18 protein-coding genes are annotated in these 18,657 nt (G+C 27.9%); 17 read left to right on the top strand and 1 reads right to left on the bottom strand.

Annotated elements, in window-relative coordinates; genetic code table 11:
* From NGI68_RS06200 to NGI68_RS06125, 16 genes are all read left to right on the top strand, one after another.
* Entirely contained in the window at positions 1-786 is a 786-nt protein-coding gene (locus NGI68_RS06200) for an MBL fold metallo-hydrolase (protein WP_251860631.1), read from the top strand.
* A gap of 16 nt (positions 787-802) precedes the next feature.
* Positions 803-1,375 (top strand): GerMN domain-containing protein, encoded by a 573-nt coding sequence (locus NGI68_RS06195; protein WP_251860630.1) that lies wholly within the window; start codon positions 803-805, stop codon positions 1,373-1,375.
* 14 nt (positions 1,376-1,389) lie between these two features.
* Positions 1,390-1,893, top strand: coding sequence for an SEC-C metal-binding domain-containing protein (locus NGI68_RS06190; RefSeq protein WP_286010088.1), 504 nt, complete (start codon positions 1,390-1,392; stop codon positions 1,891-1,893).
* Between the two features lie 238 nt (positions 1,894-2,131).
* Positions 2,132-2,611 carry a 23S rRNA (pseudouridine(1915)-N(3))-methyltransferase RlmH gene (gene rlmH, locus NGI68_RS06185; RefSeq protein ID WP_251860629.1) on the top strand — a complete coding sequence of 160 codons (480 nt, stop codon included), beginning with the start codon at positions 2,132-2,134 and terminating at the stop codon, positions 2,609-2,611.
* A gap of 461 nt (positions 2,612-3,072) precedes the next feature.
* A complete protein-coding gene (gene glnA / locus NGI68_RS06180) occupies positions 3,073-4,407 on the top strand; it encodes a type I glutamate--ammonia ligase (protein ID WP_251860628.1) in 1,335 nt (444 codons plus the stop codon).
* Between the two features lie 25 nt (positions 4,408-4,432).
* The gene (locus tag NGI68_RS06175; protein WP_251860627.1) at positions 4,433-5,644 is read left to right on the top strand and encodes an ammonium transporter; all 1,212 of its coding nucleotides are present in this window, start codon (positions 4,433-4,435) and stop codon (positions 5,642-5,644) included.
* A 12-nt stretch (positions 5,645-5,656) separates the two neighbouring features.
* Positions 5,657-6,010 carry a P-II family nitrogen regulator gene (locus tag NGI68_RS06170; protein WP_286010092.1) on the top strand — a complete coding sequence of 118 codons (354 nt, stop codon included), beginning with the start codon at positions 5,657-5,659 and terminating at the stop codon, positions 6,008-6,010.
* 55 nt (positions 6,011-6,065) lie between these two features.
* Entirely contained in the window at positions 6,066-6,635 is a 570-nt protein-coding gene (locus NGI68_RS06165) for an ANTAR domain-containing response regulator (protein WP_251860626.1), read from the top strand.
* Between the two features lie 620 nt (positions 6,636-7,255).
* Positions 7,256-8,752, top strand: a complete 1,497-nt coding sequence (locus NGI68_RS06160) for a YjjI family glycine radical enzyme (RefSeq protein WP_251860625.1) — start codon at positions 7,256-7,258, stop codon at positions 8,750-8,752.
* Positions 8,745-9,581 (top strand): YjjW family glycine radical enzyme activase, encoded by an 837-nt coding sequence (locus NGI68_RS06155; protein WP_251860828.1) that lies wholly within the window; start codon positions 8,745-8,747, stop codon positions 9,579-9,581. Before NGI68_RS06160 ends, NGI68_RS06155 begins: the two co-directional genes overlap by 8 nt.
* 350 nt (positions 9,582-9,931) lie before the next feature.
* A complete protein-coding gene (locus tag NGI68_RS06150) occupies positions 9,932-10,183 on the top strand; it encodes a TM1266 family iron-only hydrogenase system putative regulator (RefSeq protein ID WP_251860624.1) in 252 nt (83 codons plus the stop codon).
* Between the two features lie 2 nt (positions 10,184-10,185).
* Entirely contained in the window at positions 10,186-11,244 is a 1,059-nt protein-coding gene (gene hydE, locus NGI68_RS06145; RefSeq protein WP_251860623.1) for a [FeFe] hydrogenase H-cluster radical SAM maturase HydE, read from the top strand.
* The gene (gene hydG / locus NGI68_RS06140) at positions 11,245-12,621 is read left to right on the top strand and encodes a [FeFe] hydrogenase H-cluster radical SAM maturase HydG (RefSeq protein ID WP_251860622.1); all 1,377 of its coding nucleotides are present in this window, start codon (positions 11,245-11,247) and stop codon (positions 12,619-12,621) included.
* A gap of 8 nt (positions 12,622-12,629) precedes the next feature.
* Positions 12,630-13,823, top strand: a complete 1,194-nt coding sequence (gene hydF / locus NGI68_RS06135) for a [FeFe] hydrogenase H-cluster maturation GTPase HydF (RefSeq protein ID WP_251860621.1) — start codon at positions 12,630-12,632, stop codon at positions 13,821-13,823.
* A 247-nt stretch (positions 13,824-14,070) separates the two neighbouring features.
* Entirely contained in the window at positions 14,071-15,444 is a 1,374-nt protein-coding gene (locus NGI68_RS06130; RefSeq protein ID WP_251860620.1) for a sodium:solute symporter family protein, read from the top strand.
* Positions 15,445-15,744: 300 nt separating this feature from the next.
* Positions 15,745-16,989: a glycosyltransferase family 4 protein gene (locus NGI68_RS06125; protein WP_251860619.1), complete on the top strand. Its 1,245-nt coding sequence runs from the start codon at positions 15,745-15,747 to the stop codon at positions 16,987-16,989.
* Positions 16,990-17,158: 169 nt separating this feature from the next.
* On the opposite strand, the gene NGI68_RS06120 is transcribed toward NGI68_RS06125, so the two are convergent.
* A complete protein-coding gene (locus NGI68_RS06120; protein ID WP_251860618.1) occupies positions 17,159-17,836 on the bottom strand; it encodes a PHP-associated domain-containing protein in 678 nt (225 codons plus the stop codon).
* A 297-nt stretch (positions 17,837-18,133) separates the two neighbouring features.
* On the opposite strand from NGI68_RS06120, the gene NGI68_RS06115 reads away from it, so the two are divergent.
* Positions 18,134-18,619 carry a dUTP diphosphatase gene (locus NGI68_RS06115; protein WP_251860617.1) on the top strand — a complete coding sequence of 162 codons (486 nt, stop codon included), beginning with the start codon at positions 18,134-18,136 and terminating at the stop codon, positions 18,617-18,619.
* Positions 18,620-18,657 lie beyond the last annotated feature (38 nt).

Raw genomic sequence — 18,657 nt, 5'->3', positions numbered from 1 at the left:
ATGATTTTTTGTTCTCTTTATAGTGGTAGTAGCGGTAACTCCATATTTATATCCTCTGAAAAATCAAAAATATTAATAGATGCTGGACTTTCTGGTAAACACATAGAATCAGCTTTAGATCGTATAAAGGAATCTCCATCGTCTATAGATGGAATATTTGTTACTCATGAGCATATAGATCACATAAAGGGTGTAGGTGTTCTATCACGGAAATACGATATACCTATATATGCTAATGATAAAACTTGGCATGCTATGGGAAAAAATATTGGTAAAATAAAAGAACATAATATAAATATCTTAGATAAAAGGGCAATAGTTTTAGATGATATGGAAATAAGCCCTTTTCCTATATCTCATGATGCTGCCTGTCCTTCTGGGTACACTATATGTTCTAAAAATAAGAAGGCAAGTATAGCTACAGATTTAGGTATATTTTCAAAGGATATTCAAAACATCTTAGACGATTGTGATGTGATTTTACTTGAAAGCAATCATGACACTGAAATGCTTAAATTTGGGCCATATCCTTATACTTTAAAAAGACGAATTTTAAGTAATATAGGACATTTATCTAACGAAGATTGTGGTAAAGCTATAATAAATATTACTAATAATAAATATAAAAAGATAATATTAGGGCATCTTAGCAAAACTAACAATTTTCCTGAGCTTGCTTATCAAACGGTTTTAAATGCATTGAACTCTTCAGATATTCGAGTAGGTAAAGAACTTTCTTTATCCGTTGCTAAGAGGGATACTCCAAGTAATTATATAGAATTTTAGGGTAAGGTGATTAAATTTGAAAAAATCTATTAAATTAGCTTTTTGCTCATCTTTAATAGTCTCTTCTATCCTTTTTATATCTTGTGAGAAAAAAGATAGCATAAGCATAAACAATAAAGATAAAATAAAAAACATAACACTACACAACGAAAAAGACAATTTAGTAGATTTAGACTTATACTTTGATTCTACTAATAGTAAAGATAACCCAGAGATAACCAAGGAAGAAAGAATTATTAAAAAAGATGAGTTAATCGGACAATTTATAATGAGCGAACTAATAAAAGGTCCTACAGTAAACAATGCATTAAAGCCAATATTTCCTAAAGAAACAAGACTATTAAGTTTTTCTATCAAAAACAATATAGCTTATGTTAATTTAAGTAAGGAAGCTTATTATTCTATGCCTAAAGACAAGGAAGAAGCTTACTTAAGAAGTATCATTTGGTCTTTGACAGAGATACCTTCAATAAAAAAGGTTAAATTATCCATTGAAAACAACGATATCTCTTCTATAAGTAAAAATTTCAAATTTACTGAGCCTATAGGTAGAGATGATATGATAAAATTAAATAATAAGAATAAATAAAAGGAGAATGTACAATGAGTTTATATAAACAATGGACAGATATGGTTGTAGATTATGTTAAAACTAAAGGAGAAGCTGCATTTTGGAAAGAATATGGTTCAATAGAGAAACATGTTTATACACAAATATTAGGCGAACATGATGACACTATAACTGGCATAGTAAAAGATTTAGCCGAAAAATTCGATACTCCAGTGATATTCTTTATGGGATTTTTAGATGGAATAAATGACAGCTTAACAGATGCTTTAGATTTGGACAAGATAGAGGAAAGTTCTAGCATTTCTCTTAAAATAGATTTTGAAAAACTATACTTTAATATGTTAGAAGCTAAAGCAGATTATCTATATAATCTTCCTCAATGGGAAGCTATACTTTCAAAAGAAAAAAGAAAAGAAATACATAAAGAATGGTTTTCTTCAAAAACTATCGTTAAAACTAATAAAGTTGGAAGAAATGAATCTTGCCCTTGCGGAAGTGGTAAAAAATACAAAAATTGTTGCGGGAAAAATGCTTAAAATAACAAATTTTTAATAAAATCTTCTAGAAGATCTATATACTAAATATATATTTAATAAAAATGGATATAAAATTACAAGGTTTATCATTAAATAAAATTTTTTAATGATAAGCCTTTTGGAGTTTTTTAAATTCCACTAATATATTAAAAATATCTTCAATAACTCTAAATTAATGTTATATCAGCTATAAAAATCAACTGTATATTTCATACACTTAACACCTTAGGAGGGAAAAATGAATATATCTATAATCTCAGTAGGAAAAATAAAAGAAAAATTTTTAAAAGCTGCCATTGACGAATATTCTAAAAGACTAAGTAAATACTGTAAACTTAATATAATAGAAGTTCCAGATGAGAAAACTCCAGATAATGCCTCTTCTAAAGAAGAGAATATAATAAAAGAAAAAGAAGGCAATTTAATATTAAAACACATAAAAGATACTAGCTTTGTTATAGCTTTAGACCTAAAGGGCAAATCTATAACTTCAGAAGATCTCTCACAACTTATAGGTAATTGCGGATTAACAGGCAATAGTACTATTAGCTTTGTTATAGGAGGCTCCTTAGGACTGTCTCAGCAAGTTTTATCCAGAGCTGATTATAAACTATCCTTTTCAAAGATGACCTTTCCCCATCAACTTTTTAGAGTAATGCTTCTAGAACAAATTTATAGATCCTTCAGAATACTCTCAGGTGAACCTTACCATAAATAACGTAGACTTTTTTGTAATGATATAATTAAGCTATTTAAAGGAATATGAAAAGGTAAAATCCTTACAAACACCAGCATTGTATGATTTTTCAATAGGAATATTAACTGATAACATCATTTCATTTTTCTAATGCACCATAGATGGACTACTTGTTGAATCATTTTATTACTCAAAGAATAGATATACATAGAAAGTTTAATTCTATCTGATCTTTATTTTGGCAATAAATAAAAGTATAAAAAGAGCTGAAGGCAAACAATTTTTGTTCACAATTTATTAATATTTATCCTTAATAAAATACTTGCAAAAATTAATTCAGTCAAGTATAATTTTTAACATATTAAAATTTCATATTTTGAATAGGCAATGGCGTCTACAAATTTAGAAGCAAATTCTTCTATTTTGTTGACGCCTTTTATTTTACTTAATATTAAAATATAGTAGTTAAAAGGAGAGAATTTATGAGTAACAATTACGGTAAAGAAGAACTTTTAAAAAAAGCTAAGGATGAGGAAGTTGAATTCATTCATTTGCAATTTACAGACATAATGGGAGTTATGAAAAATGTATCTATTACTATTGAACAACTAGAAAAAGCTCTAAATAATGAAATCATGTTTGATGGTTCATCTATTGATGGCTTCGTAAGAATTGAAGAATCAGATATGTATTTAAGACCTGATTTATCAACCTTTATGGTTTTGCCATGGACTAATTATTCCAAAGAAGCAAGATTAATATGTGACGTATATAAATCAGATGGAACTCCATTTGAAGGTTGCCCTAGAAATACTTTAAAGAAAGTATTAGAGGAAGCAAAAAGTATGGGCTATACAATGAATGTAGGTCCTGAATGCGAATTCTTTTTATTTCAAACAGATGAAAAGGGAATGCCTTGTTTAGAAACTCATGATGATGCAGGATATTTTGACCTTGCACCAATAGATTTAGGTGGAAATGCAAGAAAAGATATGACTACAGTATTAAAACAAATGGGTTTCAAAATAGAAGCATCCCATCATGAAGTAGCACCAGGCCAGCATGAAATTGACTTCGAATATGCAGATGCATTATCAACAGCTGATAATATTATGACTTTTAAAATGGTTGTAAGAATTATTGCTCAAAGACATGGACTACATGCTACTTTTATGCCAAAACCTAAGTTTGGAATCAATGGTTCAGGTATGCATATTAATATGTCATTATCAAACGTAGATGGAGAAAATGCTTTTTATGACAAAAATAATTATATGGAACTTTCACAAGAAGCACTTTACTTTTTAGGAGGAGTTGTTAATCATGCTAAAGGATTTGTAGCTTTGACAAATCCTACAGTAAACTCATATAAAAGATTAGTTCCAGGATATGAAGCTCCAGTTCTTATAGCTTGGTCTGCAAGCAATAGAAGTCCATTAATCAGAATACCAGCTAAAAGAGGAAGATCTACAAGAGTAGAACTTAGAAATCCTGATCCATCAGCAAATCCATATTTAGCTTTGGCTGCAGTTTTAAAAGCAGGATTAGATGGTATAAAAAATAAAATTAATCCTCCAAAACCAGTTACAAGTAATGTATATAAATTAGATGAGATGGAAATAAAAGAAATGAGCATAAAGAGCTTACCTGCAAATATATATGAAGCAGTTGATGAATTATCTAAAGACGAAGTAATAAAAGAAGCTCTTGGAGAACATGTATATAAAAAGTTTACCGACGCTGCATTATTTGAATGGAATGAATATCAAAAGCATGTTTCTGAGTGGGAAATCGAAAGATATTTAAGAAAATTTTAATTAAGAAAATAAGGGGGGCTTTAAAATGGGGATAAATTTTGTAATAAATTCAATGTGGGTTCTAATTGCTGCAATTCTTGTATTTTTAATGCATGCAGGATTTGCTCTGGTTGAAGTAGGCTTTACTCAATCCAAAAACGCTGTAAATATAATAATGAAAAATTTTGTCACGGTCTCCATTGGAGTAATAGGATTTTTCTTTGTTGGTTATGGGATTATGTACGGAAAAGATTTATCCAGTATATTAGGGGTAAATGGATTTATGCTATTAAATGCTCCTAAAGAAATTAATGGAATTTCATTTGAAGTATTTTTCTTCTTCCAAGCAATTTTTGCTGCTACTTGTGCAACAATTGTTTCAGGAGCTATGGCAGAAAGAACAAAATTCTCTTCATATATAGTTTTCTGTATGGTTTCAACAATAATAATATATCCACTTATTGGTCACTGGATTTGGGGCGGCGGATTTTTAAGTAAGTTAGGATTTAAAGATTTTGCTGGAGGTACTGCAGTTCACACAGTTGGAGGAGTTGCAGCATTAGTAGGTGCTAAGCTTGTTGGGGCAAGAAAAGGAAAATATAAAAATGGTAAGATAAAAGTTTTTCCAGGACACAATATTCCACTTGGAGCTTTAGGCACATTAATTCTTTGGTTTGGATGGTTTGGATTTAACCCTGGAAGTACATTGGATATAACGTCACCACTTACAGCCCATGCTGCAGTAACAACCTTACTAGGTGGAGCAATGGCATCCATGTCTAGCTTGATTTTTACTTACATAAGATATAAAAAGCCTGATCCTGGATTAACCTTAAATGGTACTTTAGCTGGATTAGTAGGTGTAACAGCTGGAGCATCACTGATTTCTTATTTTGGAGCCTTAATAATTGGATTTGTAGCAGGAATCATAATGGTTTTATCTATTGAATTTGTTGAAAAGAAATTAAAAATAGATGATCCTGTAGGAGCTATTTCAATGCATGGCGCATGTGGAGCTTTAGGAAGTGTTGCTGTTGGCCTGTTTGCTACAGATGGAGGATTATTTTATAACGGAGGATTTTCTCTTTTAAGTATTCAACTAGTAGGGGTTTCAATCTGTATACTTGCAGCTATGTTTCTTTCATATATAACCTTTGCTATAATAAAAAGAACTATTGGACTTAGGGTTGGACAGGATGAAGAAGAATCAGGACTAGATACCTGTGAACATGGTATAGTGGCATATATGGATATCTAAGGAGGAAGGTTTATTATGGATAAAATGACCAAAATAGATATAATAACAAGGGAAAGCAAATTTGAAGAATTAAAAGAAGCTTTAAACAAAATAGGAATTACGGGCATGACAGTAACACAAGTGTTAGGATGTGGAACTCAAAAGGGAGCTACTGAGTTTTATAGAGGAATTTCCTATGAAATTACCCTATTGCCAAAAATAAAGATAGAAATTGTAGTCTGTAGTGTTCCCGTTGATTTGGTAATTAACACAGCAAAGAGAGTCCTTAGCACTGGAGATATTGGTGACGGAAAAATATTTGTATATGATGTAGAAAAAGTTATTAGAATTAGAACAAGTGAAGAGGACAGAGCGGCTCTTCTTTAAAAAATTTATACTAAAAATTACTTTAAAGTAATGAAAATGTAATTTGGAGTGGCTTATGAATAATATTAAAATATTAATTTCAGATAGTAATGAACAATCTAGAAAAGTAATACATGCTATTCTTGCTAGAAAAGGATATAAAATCTATCAATCTTCTGATGGAGCAGGTACAATAAGAATCTGTAGAAGTATTTTCCCTGATTTGGTGATAATAGATACTAACTTATTAGGAATTAATCCTTATGAAACTGCAAGAATAATAGAAGATAATAAGCTTTCAAATGTTATTTTTGTTACAAGCAGTCCTTCTAGAGAATTTTACGAAAACCTAAAAAATATGAATATTTTTACTTACATAACTAAACCTATAAGTCCTGAACAATTGTATAGTATAGTAGAATTTTCTATTGCTAACATTAATAAAATTAATTTTTTAGAGAAAAAAATAGAAAAACTTGAAAATACTTTAGATGGCAGAAAAAAAGTGGATAAAGCAAAAGGTATATTAATGAAAAAATATAACATTACAGAGGATGAAGCTTATAAATTATTAAGGAAAAGCAGTATGAATGAATGCATTGCTATAGAAAAAATAGCTGAGAAAGTCATTAAACAAATGGGGTGAAAATGGGGTGAAAAAATACGGGTTTTTAATAGCCCGTATTTTTTATATTGTAAATCCAATATGAATATGTCTATCTTGATAAAAACTCCAAAAATCTACTAAACATGTGATAAAAATATATTATTGCTACATTTGAAGATTAATGATATTTTCTATTTTTAAAATAAGTTCTTACCATATTTCATAGTGTACTATATCCTCTAGTTTTTTTCTTGGCCTAGCTTTAGGTGATTCATCTCCTATCTTAGTCAATATTGTTTTACTTATAGCAATATTGTAGAATATAGCTATTACTATTCCAAGTACTTTTTTATAAATATATCAAATTGAATACATTAATGATGATTAATTCAATATTTATAATGATATAGTAATAAAGATATAATTCTTTATTATACTGATATCCAAATCACCACCTATAAAATCTATCAAAAAAATACTAACTATACTTATAAAAAAAACTAAAATATATAATTAATAATGAAAATACATTTTAAATTAACTATAATCATACTTTTTAAAATTTTATATAATTTGTAAAAAGTAAACATTTGCATAATTTGATTATTGAATATAAAATTAAATTAATATATTAAAATTTTTGTTAGGAGATGGAAGTTTTGAGTAACATTTTAGATATAATAAAAAATAAGACTTTAACCTATGAACAAAAGGTTTTATCTCTTGCTCGTGAATCTGAAAATTCACTAAACGTGTTAAATCTTCCTTCAGATATTCAAGAATTAAGGGATGATGGAACTATATGTGATTTAAATGAAGGTAATGCACCTTATAGACCTAGATATATTTGTCCTGATTACGAGAAATTTATGAAACAGGGTAGTGAATTTCTTAAGTTAGATCCTCCAAAGGATATTTGGGAAGCTACAAATAATTTACTTGTTTTATATAAACACGTTCCTTCTATAACTTCTATGCCTGTGTATATAGGAAATATTGATACTCTTTTAGATCCTTTTGTACAAGATGAAAAAGAAGCTTACAAAGCAATTAAATTATTTTTACTTCATATAGATAGAACTATAACAGATTCCTTCTGTCATAGTAATATAGGCCCTAAGGAAACTAAAGCGGGAAAGCTTATATTAAAAGCGCAAAGAGAGTTACAAACTGCTATACCAAATATAACCTTAAAATATGGAAAAGAAACTTCAAAAGAATTTGCTATAGATTCTATAAAGACAGCTTTAGTTACGGCTAAACCTAGTTTTGCAAATCATGAAATATTTTCAAAGGATTTTCCTTTTCATGACTATTGTATAGCTAGTTGCTATAATGGCCTCTATATAGGGGGTGGTAGCTTTACTCTTGTAAGACTTAATCTTTATAATGCTGCTAAAAAAGCTAACTCTGTAGAAGATTTCTTGAATAATATATTACCGGATGTTATGGAAAAAATGAATAGATATATAGATAAAAGAATAAATTTTATAGTAGAAGAAAGTAATTTCTTTGAAAGTAGCTTTTTAGTACGTGAAAACTTAATATATAAAGATAGATTTACAGCTATGTTTGGTATGTTTGGATTAGCTGAATGCGTTAATCATTTATTAAAAGCTAATGAATTGAAAGATAAATTTGGTCATAATGAAATGGCTAATGAATTAGGAATGAAAATAATAGAAGAAATGTACAATATAGTGAATAGTAAAATAAACAAATATTGTTCTATTACAGATGGTCACTTTTTACTACATGCTCAAGTAGGTATAGAAACAGATAACGGAACAAGTCCTGGTTGTAGAATTCCTATTGGTGAAGAACCGGATTTACCTACTCACCTACTTCAAAGTGCTAAATTTCATAAATATTTTCCATCTGGTATAGGTGATATATTCCCATTTGAATCTACCTCAAAGAAAAATCCTGAATCTATATTAGATATAATAAATGGAGCTTTTAATTCAGGAATGAGATATTTTTCTCTTTACTCATCTGATAGTGATGTAATTAGAATAACAGGTTATCTTGTTAAATTATCTGATATAAAAAAATTGGATGAAGGCAAGCAAGTTCTTCAAGACACAGTAGCTTTAGGATTAGGGGCAGTTAAAAATTCTAGAATTCTACAAAGAAAGGTAAGAGATGATGCTTAAAGGATTAGTCAATAAAATAATTCCTTTTAGCTCTGTAGATGGTCCTGGAAACAGGACCTCTATATTTTTTCAAGGGTGTAATTTTGATTGCAAGTATTGCCATAACCCTGAAACTATCAATACTTGTAAAGGGTGCGGCACTTGTGCTTTTGTTTGTCCTCATAATGCTGTAGAATTTTTAGGTAATTCTATAAAATGGCACGAAAGTAAATGCAAAAATTGTGGTTTATGCTTAGAAAAATGCAAAAATCACTGTGGACCAAGAAATAAACATATGAGCGTAGGAGAAATTATAAAAGAAATATTAAAAAATAAACCTTTTATATCTGGTATAACTGTATCTGGTGGAGAATGTACCCTTCAAAAAGATTTTTTAATAGATCTATTTGAAAAAATTAAACTTTTAGATCTAACTATTTTTGTTGATACTAATGGCTCTTTAGATTTTTCTAAAAATCCTAAACTTACGCAACTAATGGATATGGCCATGCTAGATATAAAATCCTTTGATAATGAAGAACACAAAATGCTTACTAAAAGAAATAACCATATGGTTCTTAAAAATGCTAAATATTTAGCTAGTATAAACAAATTATATGAAATAAGAACTGTTATAGTTCCAGATATTCTAGATAATGAAAAAAATGTATTTGAAATAAGTAAACTTATATCTTTCTTAAATCCTAATATAAGATATAAGCTTATAAAATATAGACCTATGGGAGTAAGAAAAGAAAAAATTAAATCAAAAACTCCCACAAATGAATATATGGAAAATCTAAAAAATATAGCATTAAAAAATGGTTGTAAAGATATAATAATATTATAAATTACCTATTTATAAATTCATTGACAAACCTTCTTTCCTGAAGTAGAATTAAGTCAAATAAAGTAGAATTAAGTCAATTTTAGTTCAAATAATTAGAGAAGTATCTTTAATTATTTGTTCTATAACATATACATTTCCTAACAATACAGATTGATCTAAATTGAAAGGAACGTTATATATTAAATATAGGTATGATATACCTTTTATTTGGATGTTTAACTTTCCCTTTGGGAAAGTTTTTTATTTTGTAATAAATTAACTCCAAGTAAAATCTTATAACTAATATTTATATTTATTAATGGCTGTCTTTTTAATAATTATAAATTACCATGTATAAAAGGAGGTATCTTATGAAAAAAATTGCTGTTATTAGCGCTATATTAGAAGAGCCCAAAAGTTGCCAACAAAAATTTAACGAAATAATATCTAATTTTAAAGGTATTATAAGAGGAAGAATGGGTATCCCCTTTGAAGAAGAAGGTGTATCTGTAATATCTATTACTGTAACTGGTACTCTAGATCAAATTAATAGTCTTACAGGTAAATTAGGAAACATAGAAAATGTATATGTAAAAACATCTATATCAAAGAAAGAGATATAAATATGGAAAATAAGTTAAAAAACATTATTGATGAATTATATAAAAAAAATAGCGCTTCACCTGAAAAACTTATTTATTTACTCAACAATATTGATAAAGACAGCAAGAAATATCTCACATCCAAAGCCCATGAAACTACATTAAAGTACTATGGCAATAAAGTGTACTTAAGAGGACTAATAGAATTTACAAACTACTGTAAAAATAATTGTCTGTATTGTGGTATATCATATAAAAATAATAATGCTGAAAGATATAGATTATCTAAAGAAGATATACTTAGTTGCTGTCAAAAAGGATATTATTTAGACTATAGAACTTTTGTACTTCAAGGTGGCGAAGATCCCTACTATACAGATGATAAAATTGTTGACATTATAAAATCCATAAAAAGTTTATTTCCGGATTGTGCTGTAACATTATCTATTGGTGAAAAAAGTTACCATACCTACAAAAAATTTTATGATGCAGGAGCTGATAGATATCTTTTAAGACATGAAACTGCTTGTAAAAATTTATACCAGAAGCTTCACCCCGATATGAACTTTGAAAATAGACAACAATGCTTAATTAATTTAAAAGAAATAGGTTATCAAGTTGGTGCTGGATTTATGGTAGGACTTCCAGGCCAAACTAATGAAGATTATGTAAAAGATTTGGTGTTTCTAAAAGATTTAAAACCTCATATGGTTGGTATAGGCCCCTTTATTCCTCATAAAGATACTGTTCTTAAAAATGAAGCTGCTGGAACTTTAGAAAATACAACTACATTATTATCTATTATAAGATTAATTTTACCTGAAGCTTTATTACCAGCAACTACAGCTCTAGGAACAATAAGTCCCCTTGGGCGTGAGGAAGGATTAAAGGCCGGTGCCAATGTAGTTATGCCAAATTTATCCCCTAGCAATGTTAGAAATAAATATATGTTATATGACAATAAAATTTGTACCGGTGATGAAGCTGCGGAATGTAGAAAATGTATAGAAAATAGAATTAATAATGCTGGTTTTTCTCTAGATTTAACTAGAGGAGACAATATTTTATGGAGGCGAATATAAATGTTTATAAATCATGATTATATAGAAAATTTACTAAAAGAAGCTGAAAATGCTACAAATGAAGATGTGGAAAAGGTTTTAGATAAAGCCTGTAGTAAGGAGAAGTTAACTCATAAAGACATAGCTGTACTTCTCCAAATAAAAGATGAAAAATTATTATCTAGAATGTTTAAAATAGCTGGAGATATAAAGAAATCTATATATGGTAATAGAATTGTTTTATTTGCACCTTTATATATTAGTGACTATTGTGTTAATAATTGCGTATACTGCGGTTACAAAAGTTGTAATGGATTTAATAGAAGAAAACTAACTCAAGAAGAGATTAAAACTGAAGTTAGAATTCTTGAAAAAATGGGTCATAAAAGATTAGCTCTAGAAGCTGGGGAAGATCCTGTAAACTGCCCTATAGATTACGTATTAGAAAGCATAAAAACTATATATGATACCCAAAATGAAAATGGAAATATTAGAAGAATCAATGTTAATATTGCAGCTACCACTGTTGAAAATTATAAAAAGTTAAAAGATGCTAAAATAGGAACTTATATATTATTCCAAGAAACTTATCATAAACCTACTTATGAAAAAATGCATCCTAAGTGTACAAAAGGAGATTACGAATATCATTTAACTTCATTTCATAGAGCTATGGAAGGCGGTATAAATGATGTAGGTGCTGGAGTTCTTTTTGGATTATATAATTATAAATTTGAAGTCTTATCCCTAATGATTCACAATGAAGAGTTAGAAAAACAATTTGGTGTAGGATTCCATACTATATCTGTACCTAGATTGAAAAAAGCTGAAGGAATGGATATTGAAAAATTTCCTTATTTAGTTGATGATGAATCATTTAAACAAATAGTAACTATATTAAGAATAGCTGTGCCATTTACTGGTATAATATTATCCACTAGAGAAAGTGCAGAAATGAGAAAAGAAGTTATTGAATATGGTGTTTCTCAAGTAAGCGCTGGTTCTTGTGCCGGAGTTGGTGGGTATAAAGCAGGAGAAGAAGGTAAAAATACTAACCAATTTATAATTGAAGACCATAGAAGTCACTTACAGGTGTTAAAAGAATTAATTGATGATGGCCATATTCCAAGTTATTGCACAGGTTGTTATAGAAAAGGCAGAACTGGTGATAGATTTATGAGCCTTGCTAAGTCTGGAAATATTCAATATGTATGTCAACCTAACGCCATAATGACTTTAATGGAATTTTTACTAGACTATGGTGATGATGAATTAAAAGAAAAAGGAGAAAAATTAATAAAAGAAGAAATAAATAAAATTCAAAGAGAAGATATTAAAAATACAGTTATTGAAAATATACAAAAAATAAAAAATGGGGAAAGAGACCTGTTTTTTTAGGAGGATTTATGAATACTACACCTAATGCTAATAGAATTCATATAACTCTTGTTGGTAAAACTAATTCTGGGAAATCTTCTTTAATGAATGCAGTAATAGGTCAAGATATATCTATTGTATCTCCTATAGAGGGAACTACAACTGACCCTGTAAGTAAAGCTATGGAACTTATACCTTTAGGTCCAGTTTTATTTATAGATACTGCTGGATTAGAAGATAACTCAGAACTGGGGAAAGCAAGGGTTGAGAAAACCTTAAATACTTTCTTAAAAACAGATTTTGCTATATATGTTATGTCAGCTGAGGATATTGATATAGAACTTTATAAAAACACTACAGATAAATTTAAGAAACAAAATATCTCTTATATAACAGTTGTAACTAAAATAGACACTGTGGATAAAAATAAACTATATGAAATAGAAAAATTAATAAAAGACTGTGTATTTGTTTCATCAAATGACGTTAATAGCATACTTAATTTAAAAGATATTTTAATACAAAAATTAAATGAAGTTAAAGAAGATGATACTATTATAGGGAAATTACTTCCTTATAACAGTAAAGTAGTTATGGTAGTTCCTATAGATTCTGAGGCACCAAAGGGTAGATTAATATTACCACAAGTTCAATTAATACGAGATTGTTTAGACCATGGTATAAAAAGTTATGTGGTAAGAGATACGGAATTAGAATCTGCATTAAATGATATAAAAAACATAGATTTAGTTGTAACAGATTCTCAAGCCTTTAAAAAAGTATCTAAAATTGTTCCTGCTAATATAAAGCTCACAAGTTTTTCAATTTTATTTGCTAATTATAAAAGTGACTTAAAAACTTTTGTGGAAGGAACTAAAGCTATAGAAACTTTAGATGAGAATTCTAAAATACTTATATCAGAAAGTTGTACACATAATTATTCTCATGAAGACATAGGTAGAATTAAAATACCCAACATGATTAATTCACATGTGGATAAAAAATTACATTATGAATTTAAAATGGGGGGAGATTTTCCACAGAATGTGGATAAGTATGATTTAGTAATTCATTGTGGTGCTTGTATGGTAAATAAAAGAACTATGGATTCTAAACTTAAGCTATGTAAAGAAAAGAATATACCTATAACTAATTATGGTATACTTATCTCCTATTTAACAGGTATATTGTATAGGAGCATAGAAATATTTAATATTAAATAAAGCTTTTAGATTAAAGTTTTAATAAATAACGACAATGAAAATGAGAAATATTTAAATAGAGTATTTCTCCTTTTCATTTTAAATTTATAGCCATATGTGTTTCTAAAATGTACTCTTTAAATAAGTTTTAATTATAAATATATATCAATACTTAAATAATGAATTAAATTATCATATCTGAAATAAAACCACAATTGTGTTTTATTGGTATAATAATATTAATAGACATTTTAAAGGGGATGAGATCTTGCTTATAATAAGCATAATTGCAACATTAATTTTAACTGGAGTTGCTGGATATATTGGGAAGTTAAAAGTAAAAACAGCAAAGGATTTCATAAATGCAAACAATAAATTAGGTATATTAGGAGTAACTAGTATGCTTATGGGATCTATAATAGGTGGTGCTTCCACTGTAGGTACTGCACAGATGGCATACAAACATGGTATTTCTGCTATATGGTTCATACTAGGCTTATGTATTGCTAGTATTTTGTTAGGACTTATATATTCTAACCAAGTGGGTAAGGATAATATAACTACATTACCTGGTATTATAGGAAATACTTATGGAATAAAGGCAAGAACTGGATCTAGTTTATTGCTTTCCTTAGGAATGTTCATCCATATAAATGGCCAGGTATTAGCCTGTACTCCTCTTTTTACGTCTATATTTAATATAGATGTAAAAATAACTTCTATAATAGTAATCTTTTTATTAGTGTTTTATATAATTTTTGGAGGTTTTTGGGGAAGTACTATGGTAGGAGCTGTTAAAACCATACTTTTATATGGTACAAGTATAATATGCGGAATTATATTAATATTTTTATTAAATGGAACTACAGAAGTTTTTAACCACTTTCCTAAAAATCCTTGGTTTAATATATTTAGTGACGGTGTTTTTGAAGATTTAGCCTTAGGATTTTCTACAATACTGGGCATATTGTCTACCCAAACTTACTTTCAATCTATTATGGCAGGAAAAAATTCTAGGACTTCTAAGATAAGCTCTTTGTGGGTAGCTTTTTTAATATTTCCAGTTGGTATTGTGTGTACATTTATAGGGATGTACATGAAAATTCACTTTCCAAATATAAATCCTAATGAAGCTTTTCCTTTATTTTTAATTAATTATCTTCACCCTATTTTGGCAGGTATATCTATAGCCACTGTTCTTATATCTTCAATAGCTACTGGAGCAGGATTAGCCTTAGGCATAGCCACTATGATGGTAAAAGATATTATACCAACTATATCAAAGAAAAAACTAGAAGACAAAAAAGAAATTTTATATTTAAGAATATGTATTCTAATAATAGGTATTTTTACTCTAATAATAGTTATAAATAATACCAACTCTATGATATTAGATTGGGGTTTCTTATCTATGATATTTAGAGCTACACCTATTTTTATACCAACGGTATGTGCATTATTTTTTAAAGATAAAATTAACATTAAGGCAGGTTTTTATTGTGTATTAGCAGGTCCTTTATCTAGTATTTTATGGATAGTTATTGGATTTAATGGAATAACCTCCATATATATAGGTATTGTTATGAATATACTAGCTATGTACGTTGCTAGTAAAAGATTTAATTCTACAGAAAAAATATAAAATTTATTTTATTTTGTATTAAAAAACCTCTTTTGATTAAAGATATTATTATATTAACTAAAGGAGGTTCAAAATGGCTAAAAAAGGAATGAAAAGACCCTCTCAAGATGAAAATAACAAAGGGCAGATTAAAAAAAGGAAAAATAATCCACCTTCTGTACCAGAAGTAAAATAATTTTTTTAGAGTATAAAGTGTTAATCTTTATACTCTTTATTTTATTAAATATTAATGGTAATATGTTGTAGAATATACATGTATTTTGACATATTTAAATTAATAATAATTCTAGGAGGGTTTCAATGAAAAAAATACTAAATATATTGGCTCAAAGGCCTGATAAAACCGGCAGTGGTATGTATCTTCAAGCTCTTATTAAAGAAGCTGATAAAAAAGGTTATACCCAGGCTGTAATAGCTGGTATATCTTCAAAACATAAAGAAGTAAGTTTTTCTTCAAAAAATCCTATTTCATTTTTTCCTATAATATTTGAAACCTCAAAATTACCTTTTCCTATTGTTGGAATGAGTGATGTTATGCCTTATGATAGTACCCCATATAAAGATCTGTCTATAGACATGCTAGAAAATTGGAAAGCTCATTTCTCTTTGGCTATAAGAACTGCTATTGAAAATTTTAATCCAGACATAATAATATGCCATCATCTATGGATTTTAACGGCTTTAGTTAAAGAGTTATATCCCTATAAAAAAATTATAACTTTTTGTCATGGAACAGATTTAAGACAACTACAATTCTTTAAACATAGCACTAAATTTGTTTCAAAAGAAATATTAAATTATGTAATAAGTAATTGTAAACATTTAGATACTATAATAGTATCTCATAGCGATGAAAAACAACAAGTTATACAATCATATAAAATAAATAAAGATAAAATACATATTGCTGGTACTGGTTTTAACCCAGATACTTTTTATATGGATAAAACTAAAAATAATTCCCATGCAATTAAAATAGTTTATGCCGGTAAATTGAGCTATTCTAAAGGGGTTCCTTTTTTAATTAATTCAATTAAACTAATTAAAAAATATGTAAAGAATATAGAACTTTATTTGGCCGGTTCTGGAGCTGGAGATGAAACCATAAACATAATGAATTTATGTAAAAATAATTCCTCAAATTTTTCTATTAATGTTTTAGGCTCTCTTTGTCAAAAAAATTTATCTGATTTATTTAGACAATGTGACATATTAGTGCTGCCTTCTCTATACGAAGGATTGCCCTTAGTATTAATAGAAGCAATGGCCTGTGGACTTAAAATAGTTTGCACAGATCTTCCTGGTATAAAAGAATGGATGGGAGAAACAATCAATAATAGTGGTATTATAAAATATGTTCCTATTCCAAAGCTAAATACTATAGACACCATATCTCCAGAATCAATACCTAACTTTGAATGTAGTATTGCTTTAGCTATAGAAGAACAAATTAAAAATAATCTAATAATGGACTCTAAACTAGAAAAATCTATAAAGATGAAATCCTGGTCAAATGCTTTTTCAAATATAGAAAAGTTATTTTAACATATAAAATTAATATAAAACAGATAATACTTCACCTTTTATGTCTATATATAATATAAAAACAAGCTATCTCTAAATAAATAGATTTATTTTATATATATTCTACTTCAAATCTATTTATTGTAAAGATAGCTTTTTATTTATATTATAGAATTAATTTTATAATATATTACATTATTTTATAAATTTTACTGTCTAAATTGTTAATTACCTTATTGTATATATCTATATACTTATATTTTCCATTATCATACATAGCAGGGCAAACATTATTATCTTTTATTGCCTGTATTAGATCTCTTTCATTTCTTATTCCGTTTGGAAATACAGTAGCATACTTACCCACATTTTCTATAACATGAGCATCACTAGAACCTATACATGGAAGATTTAGCTCAGTAGCTAGAGAATATGCTAATAAATTTTGATGAGGCTCTGTACTACCATTAAAAGCTTCAACTCCACACAAGCCTAATGCCTTTGCTTCTCTTATATAATTACCCATCCCTCTATTATTATTTCTATAAGGATGTGCACTAATAGCTACTCCATCATTATCATACACTATTTTAAATAAATCTTTAGCATGCATTTTTTCTTTAGGTAAATCTTTTAGTCCAAATGCTAATATATCTCCTTCATATGTAAGTATTTCAGCACCAACAAGTATCAAAAATCCAGTAGATTTTGAATAAGCATGTGCTTCCTCCATAATCTCATTACTTTCATGGTCTGTAATACAGACTCCATCTAACCCTATTTGTTTTGCTCTCTTTACTATCTGTTCTAAAGATATTTCACTATCTAATGAATATTTACTTTCATGTATATGAGTATCTATTATCATAAAATCCTCCCAAAATATAATGTAGCACTATTATATGAATAATATCATTTTTTTCTTATTATATGTTGATTTATTAAATAAAATTATAATCATGCCCTATACTATAAATATTCATTATTATTTATTACAACATAATTAATCTATAAAATTAAAAATATTTAGTAATTTTACAAAAAAAAAAATTATGTAACCGATTCCACCTTCTTTTAAATTTCAATGATTTTAGATAGAATATATATATGACTTTTTTATGTTTTTTAATACTTTTAAAAAATTAGGGAAAGGCGGCCTTTTTATATGAATTTAAAAAAGTTATTTGAACTTCAAAAAAATCTAGATGAACATATAACAAAAAATCATTCTCTAGAAGGTAAGTCCCTTTTAAGTGAAAAGATACTAGCTTTACAGGTAGAACTAGCTGAATTAGCTAATGAAACTAAATGTTTTAAATATTGGAGTGTCAAATTACCTTCAAATAGATCTACTATACTTGAGGAATATGTAGATTGTCTTCATTTTATTTTAACTTTAGGTTTAGAGCAAAACTTTGATGATTTAACTCTACAGAGGAAAAATCTAGATTATAATTTAACTGAGCAATTTTTAAATCTTTATATAGATATAAATGATTTTATGATCTGTTCCTCTAAGGATCACTATATTACTTTATTCGAAGATTTTCTATATTTAGGAATCAATTTAGGCTTCTCCCAAAAAGATATAGAAGAAGCTTATGTGGAAAAAAATAATACAAATCACGACAGACAAAATAATGGATATTAAAAGCTTTAAATGGATAATAAGTAAAATGTAACTTATTA

This window comes from Clostridium sp. Marseille-Q2269 (assembly GCF_943736985.1).
Taxonomy (GTDB): domain Bacteria; phylum Bacillota; class Clostridia; order Clostridiales; family Clostridiaceae; genus Clostridium_F.
The sequence above is the reverse complement of the archived record's forward strand: the minus strand, read 5'-3'. Positions and strand labels throughout refer to the sequence as shown.

Bases quoted from the DNA above. Each gene is read 5' to 3' on its own strand.
- NGI68_RS06190 (WP_286010088.1), top strand. From the start codon at position 1,390: ATGAGTTTATATAAACAATGGACAGATATGGTTGTAGATTATGTTAAA.
- rlmH (WP_251860629.1), top strand. From the start codon at position 2,132: ATGAATATATCTATAATCTCAGTAGGAAAAATAAAAGAAAAATTTTTA.
- NGI68_RS06125 (WP_251860619.1), top strand. From the start codon at position 15,745: ATGAAAAAAATACTAAATATATTGGCTCAAAGGCCTGATAAAACCGGC.
- NGI68_RS06155 (WP_251860828.1), top strand. From the start codon at position 8,745: ATGCTTAAAGGATTAGTCAATAAAATAATTCCTTTTAGCTCTGTAGAT.
- NGI68_RS06165 (WP_251860626.1), top strand. From the start codon at position 6,066: ATGAATAATATTAAAATATTAATTTCAGATAGTAATGAACAATCTAGA.
- NGI68_RS06115 (WP_251860617.1), top strand. From the start codon at position 18,134: ATGAATTTAAAAAAGTTATTTGAACTTCAAAAAAATCTAGATGAACAT.
- hydG (WP_251860622.1), top strand. From the start codon at position 11,245: ATGTTTATAAATCATGATTATATAGAAAATTTACTAAAAGAAGCTGAA.
- NGI68_RS06200 (WP_251860631.1), top strand. From the start codon at position 1: ATGATTTTTTGTTCTCTTTATAGTGGTAGTAGCGGTAACTCCATATTT.
- hydE (WP_251860623.1), top strand. From the start codon at position 10,186: ATGGAAAATAAGTTAAAAAACATTATTGATGAATTATATAAAAAAAAT.
- glnA (WP_251860628.1), top strand. From the start codon at position 3,073: ATGAGTAACAATTACGGTAAAGAAGAACTTTTAAAAAAAGCTAAGGAT.
- hydF (WP_251860621.1), top strand. From the start codon at position 12,630: ATGAATACTACACCTAATGCTAATAGAATTCATATAACTCTTGTTGGT.
- NGI68_RS06120 (WP_251860618.1), bottom strand. From the start codon at position 17,836: ATGATAATAGATACTCATATACATGAAAGTAAATATTCATTAGATAGT.
- NGI68_RS06150 (WP_251860624.1), top strand. From the start codon at position 9,932: ATGAAAAAAATTGCTGTTATTAGCGCTATATTAGAAGAGCCCAAAAGT.
- NGI68_RS06175 (WP_251860627.1), top strand. From the start codon at position 4,433: ATGGGGATAAATTTTGTAATAAATTCAATGTGGGTTCTAATTGCTGCA.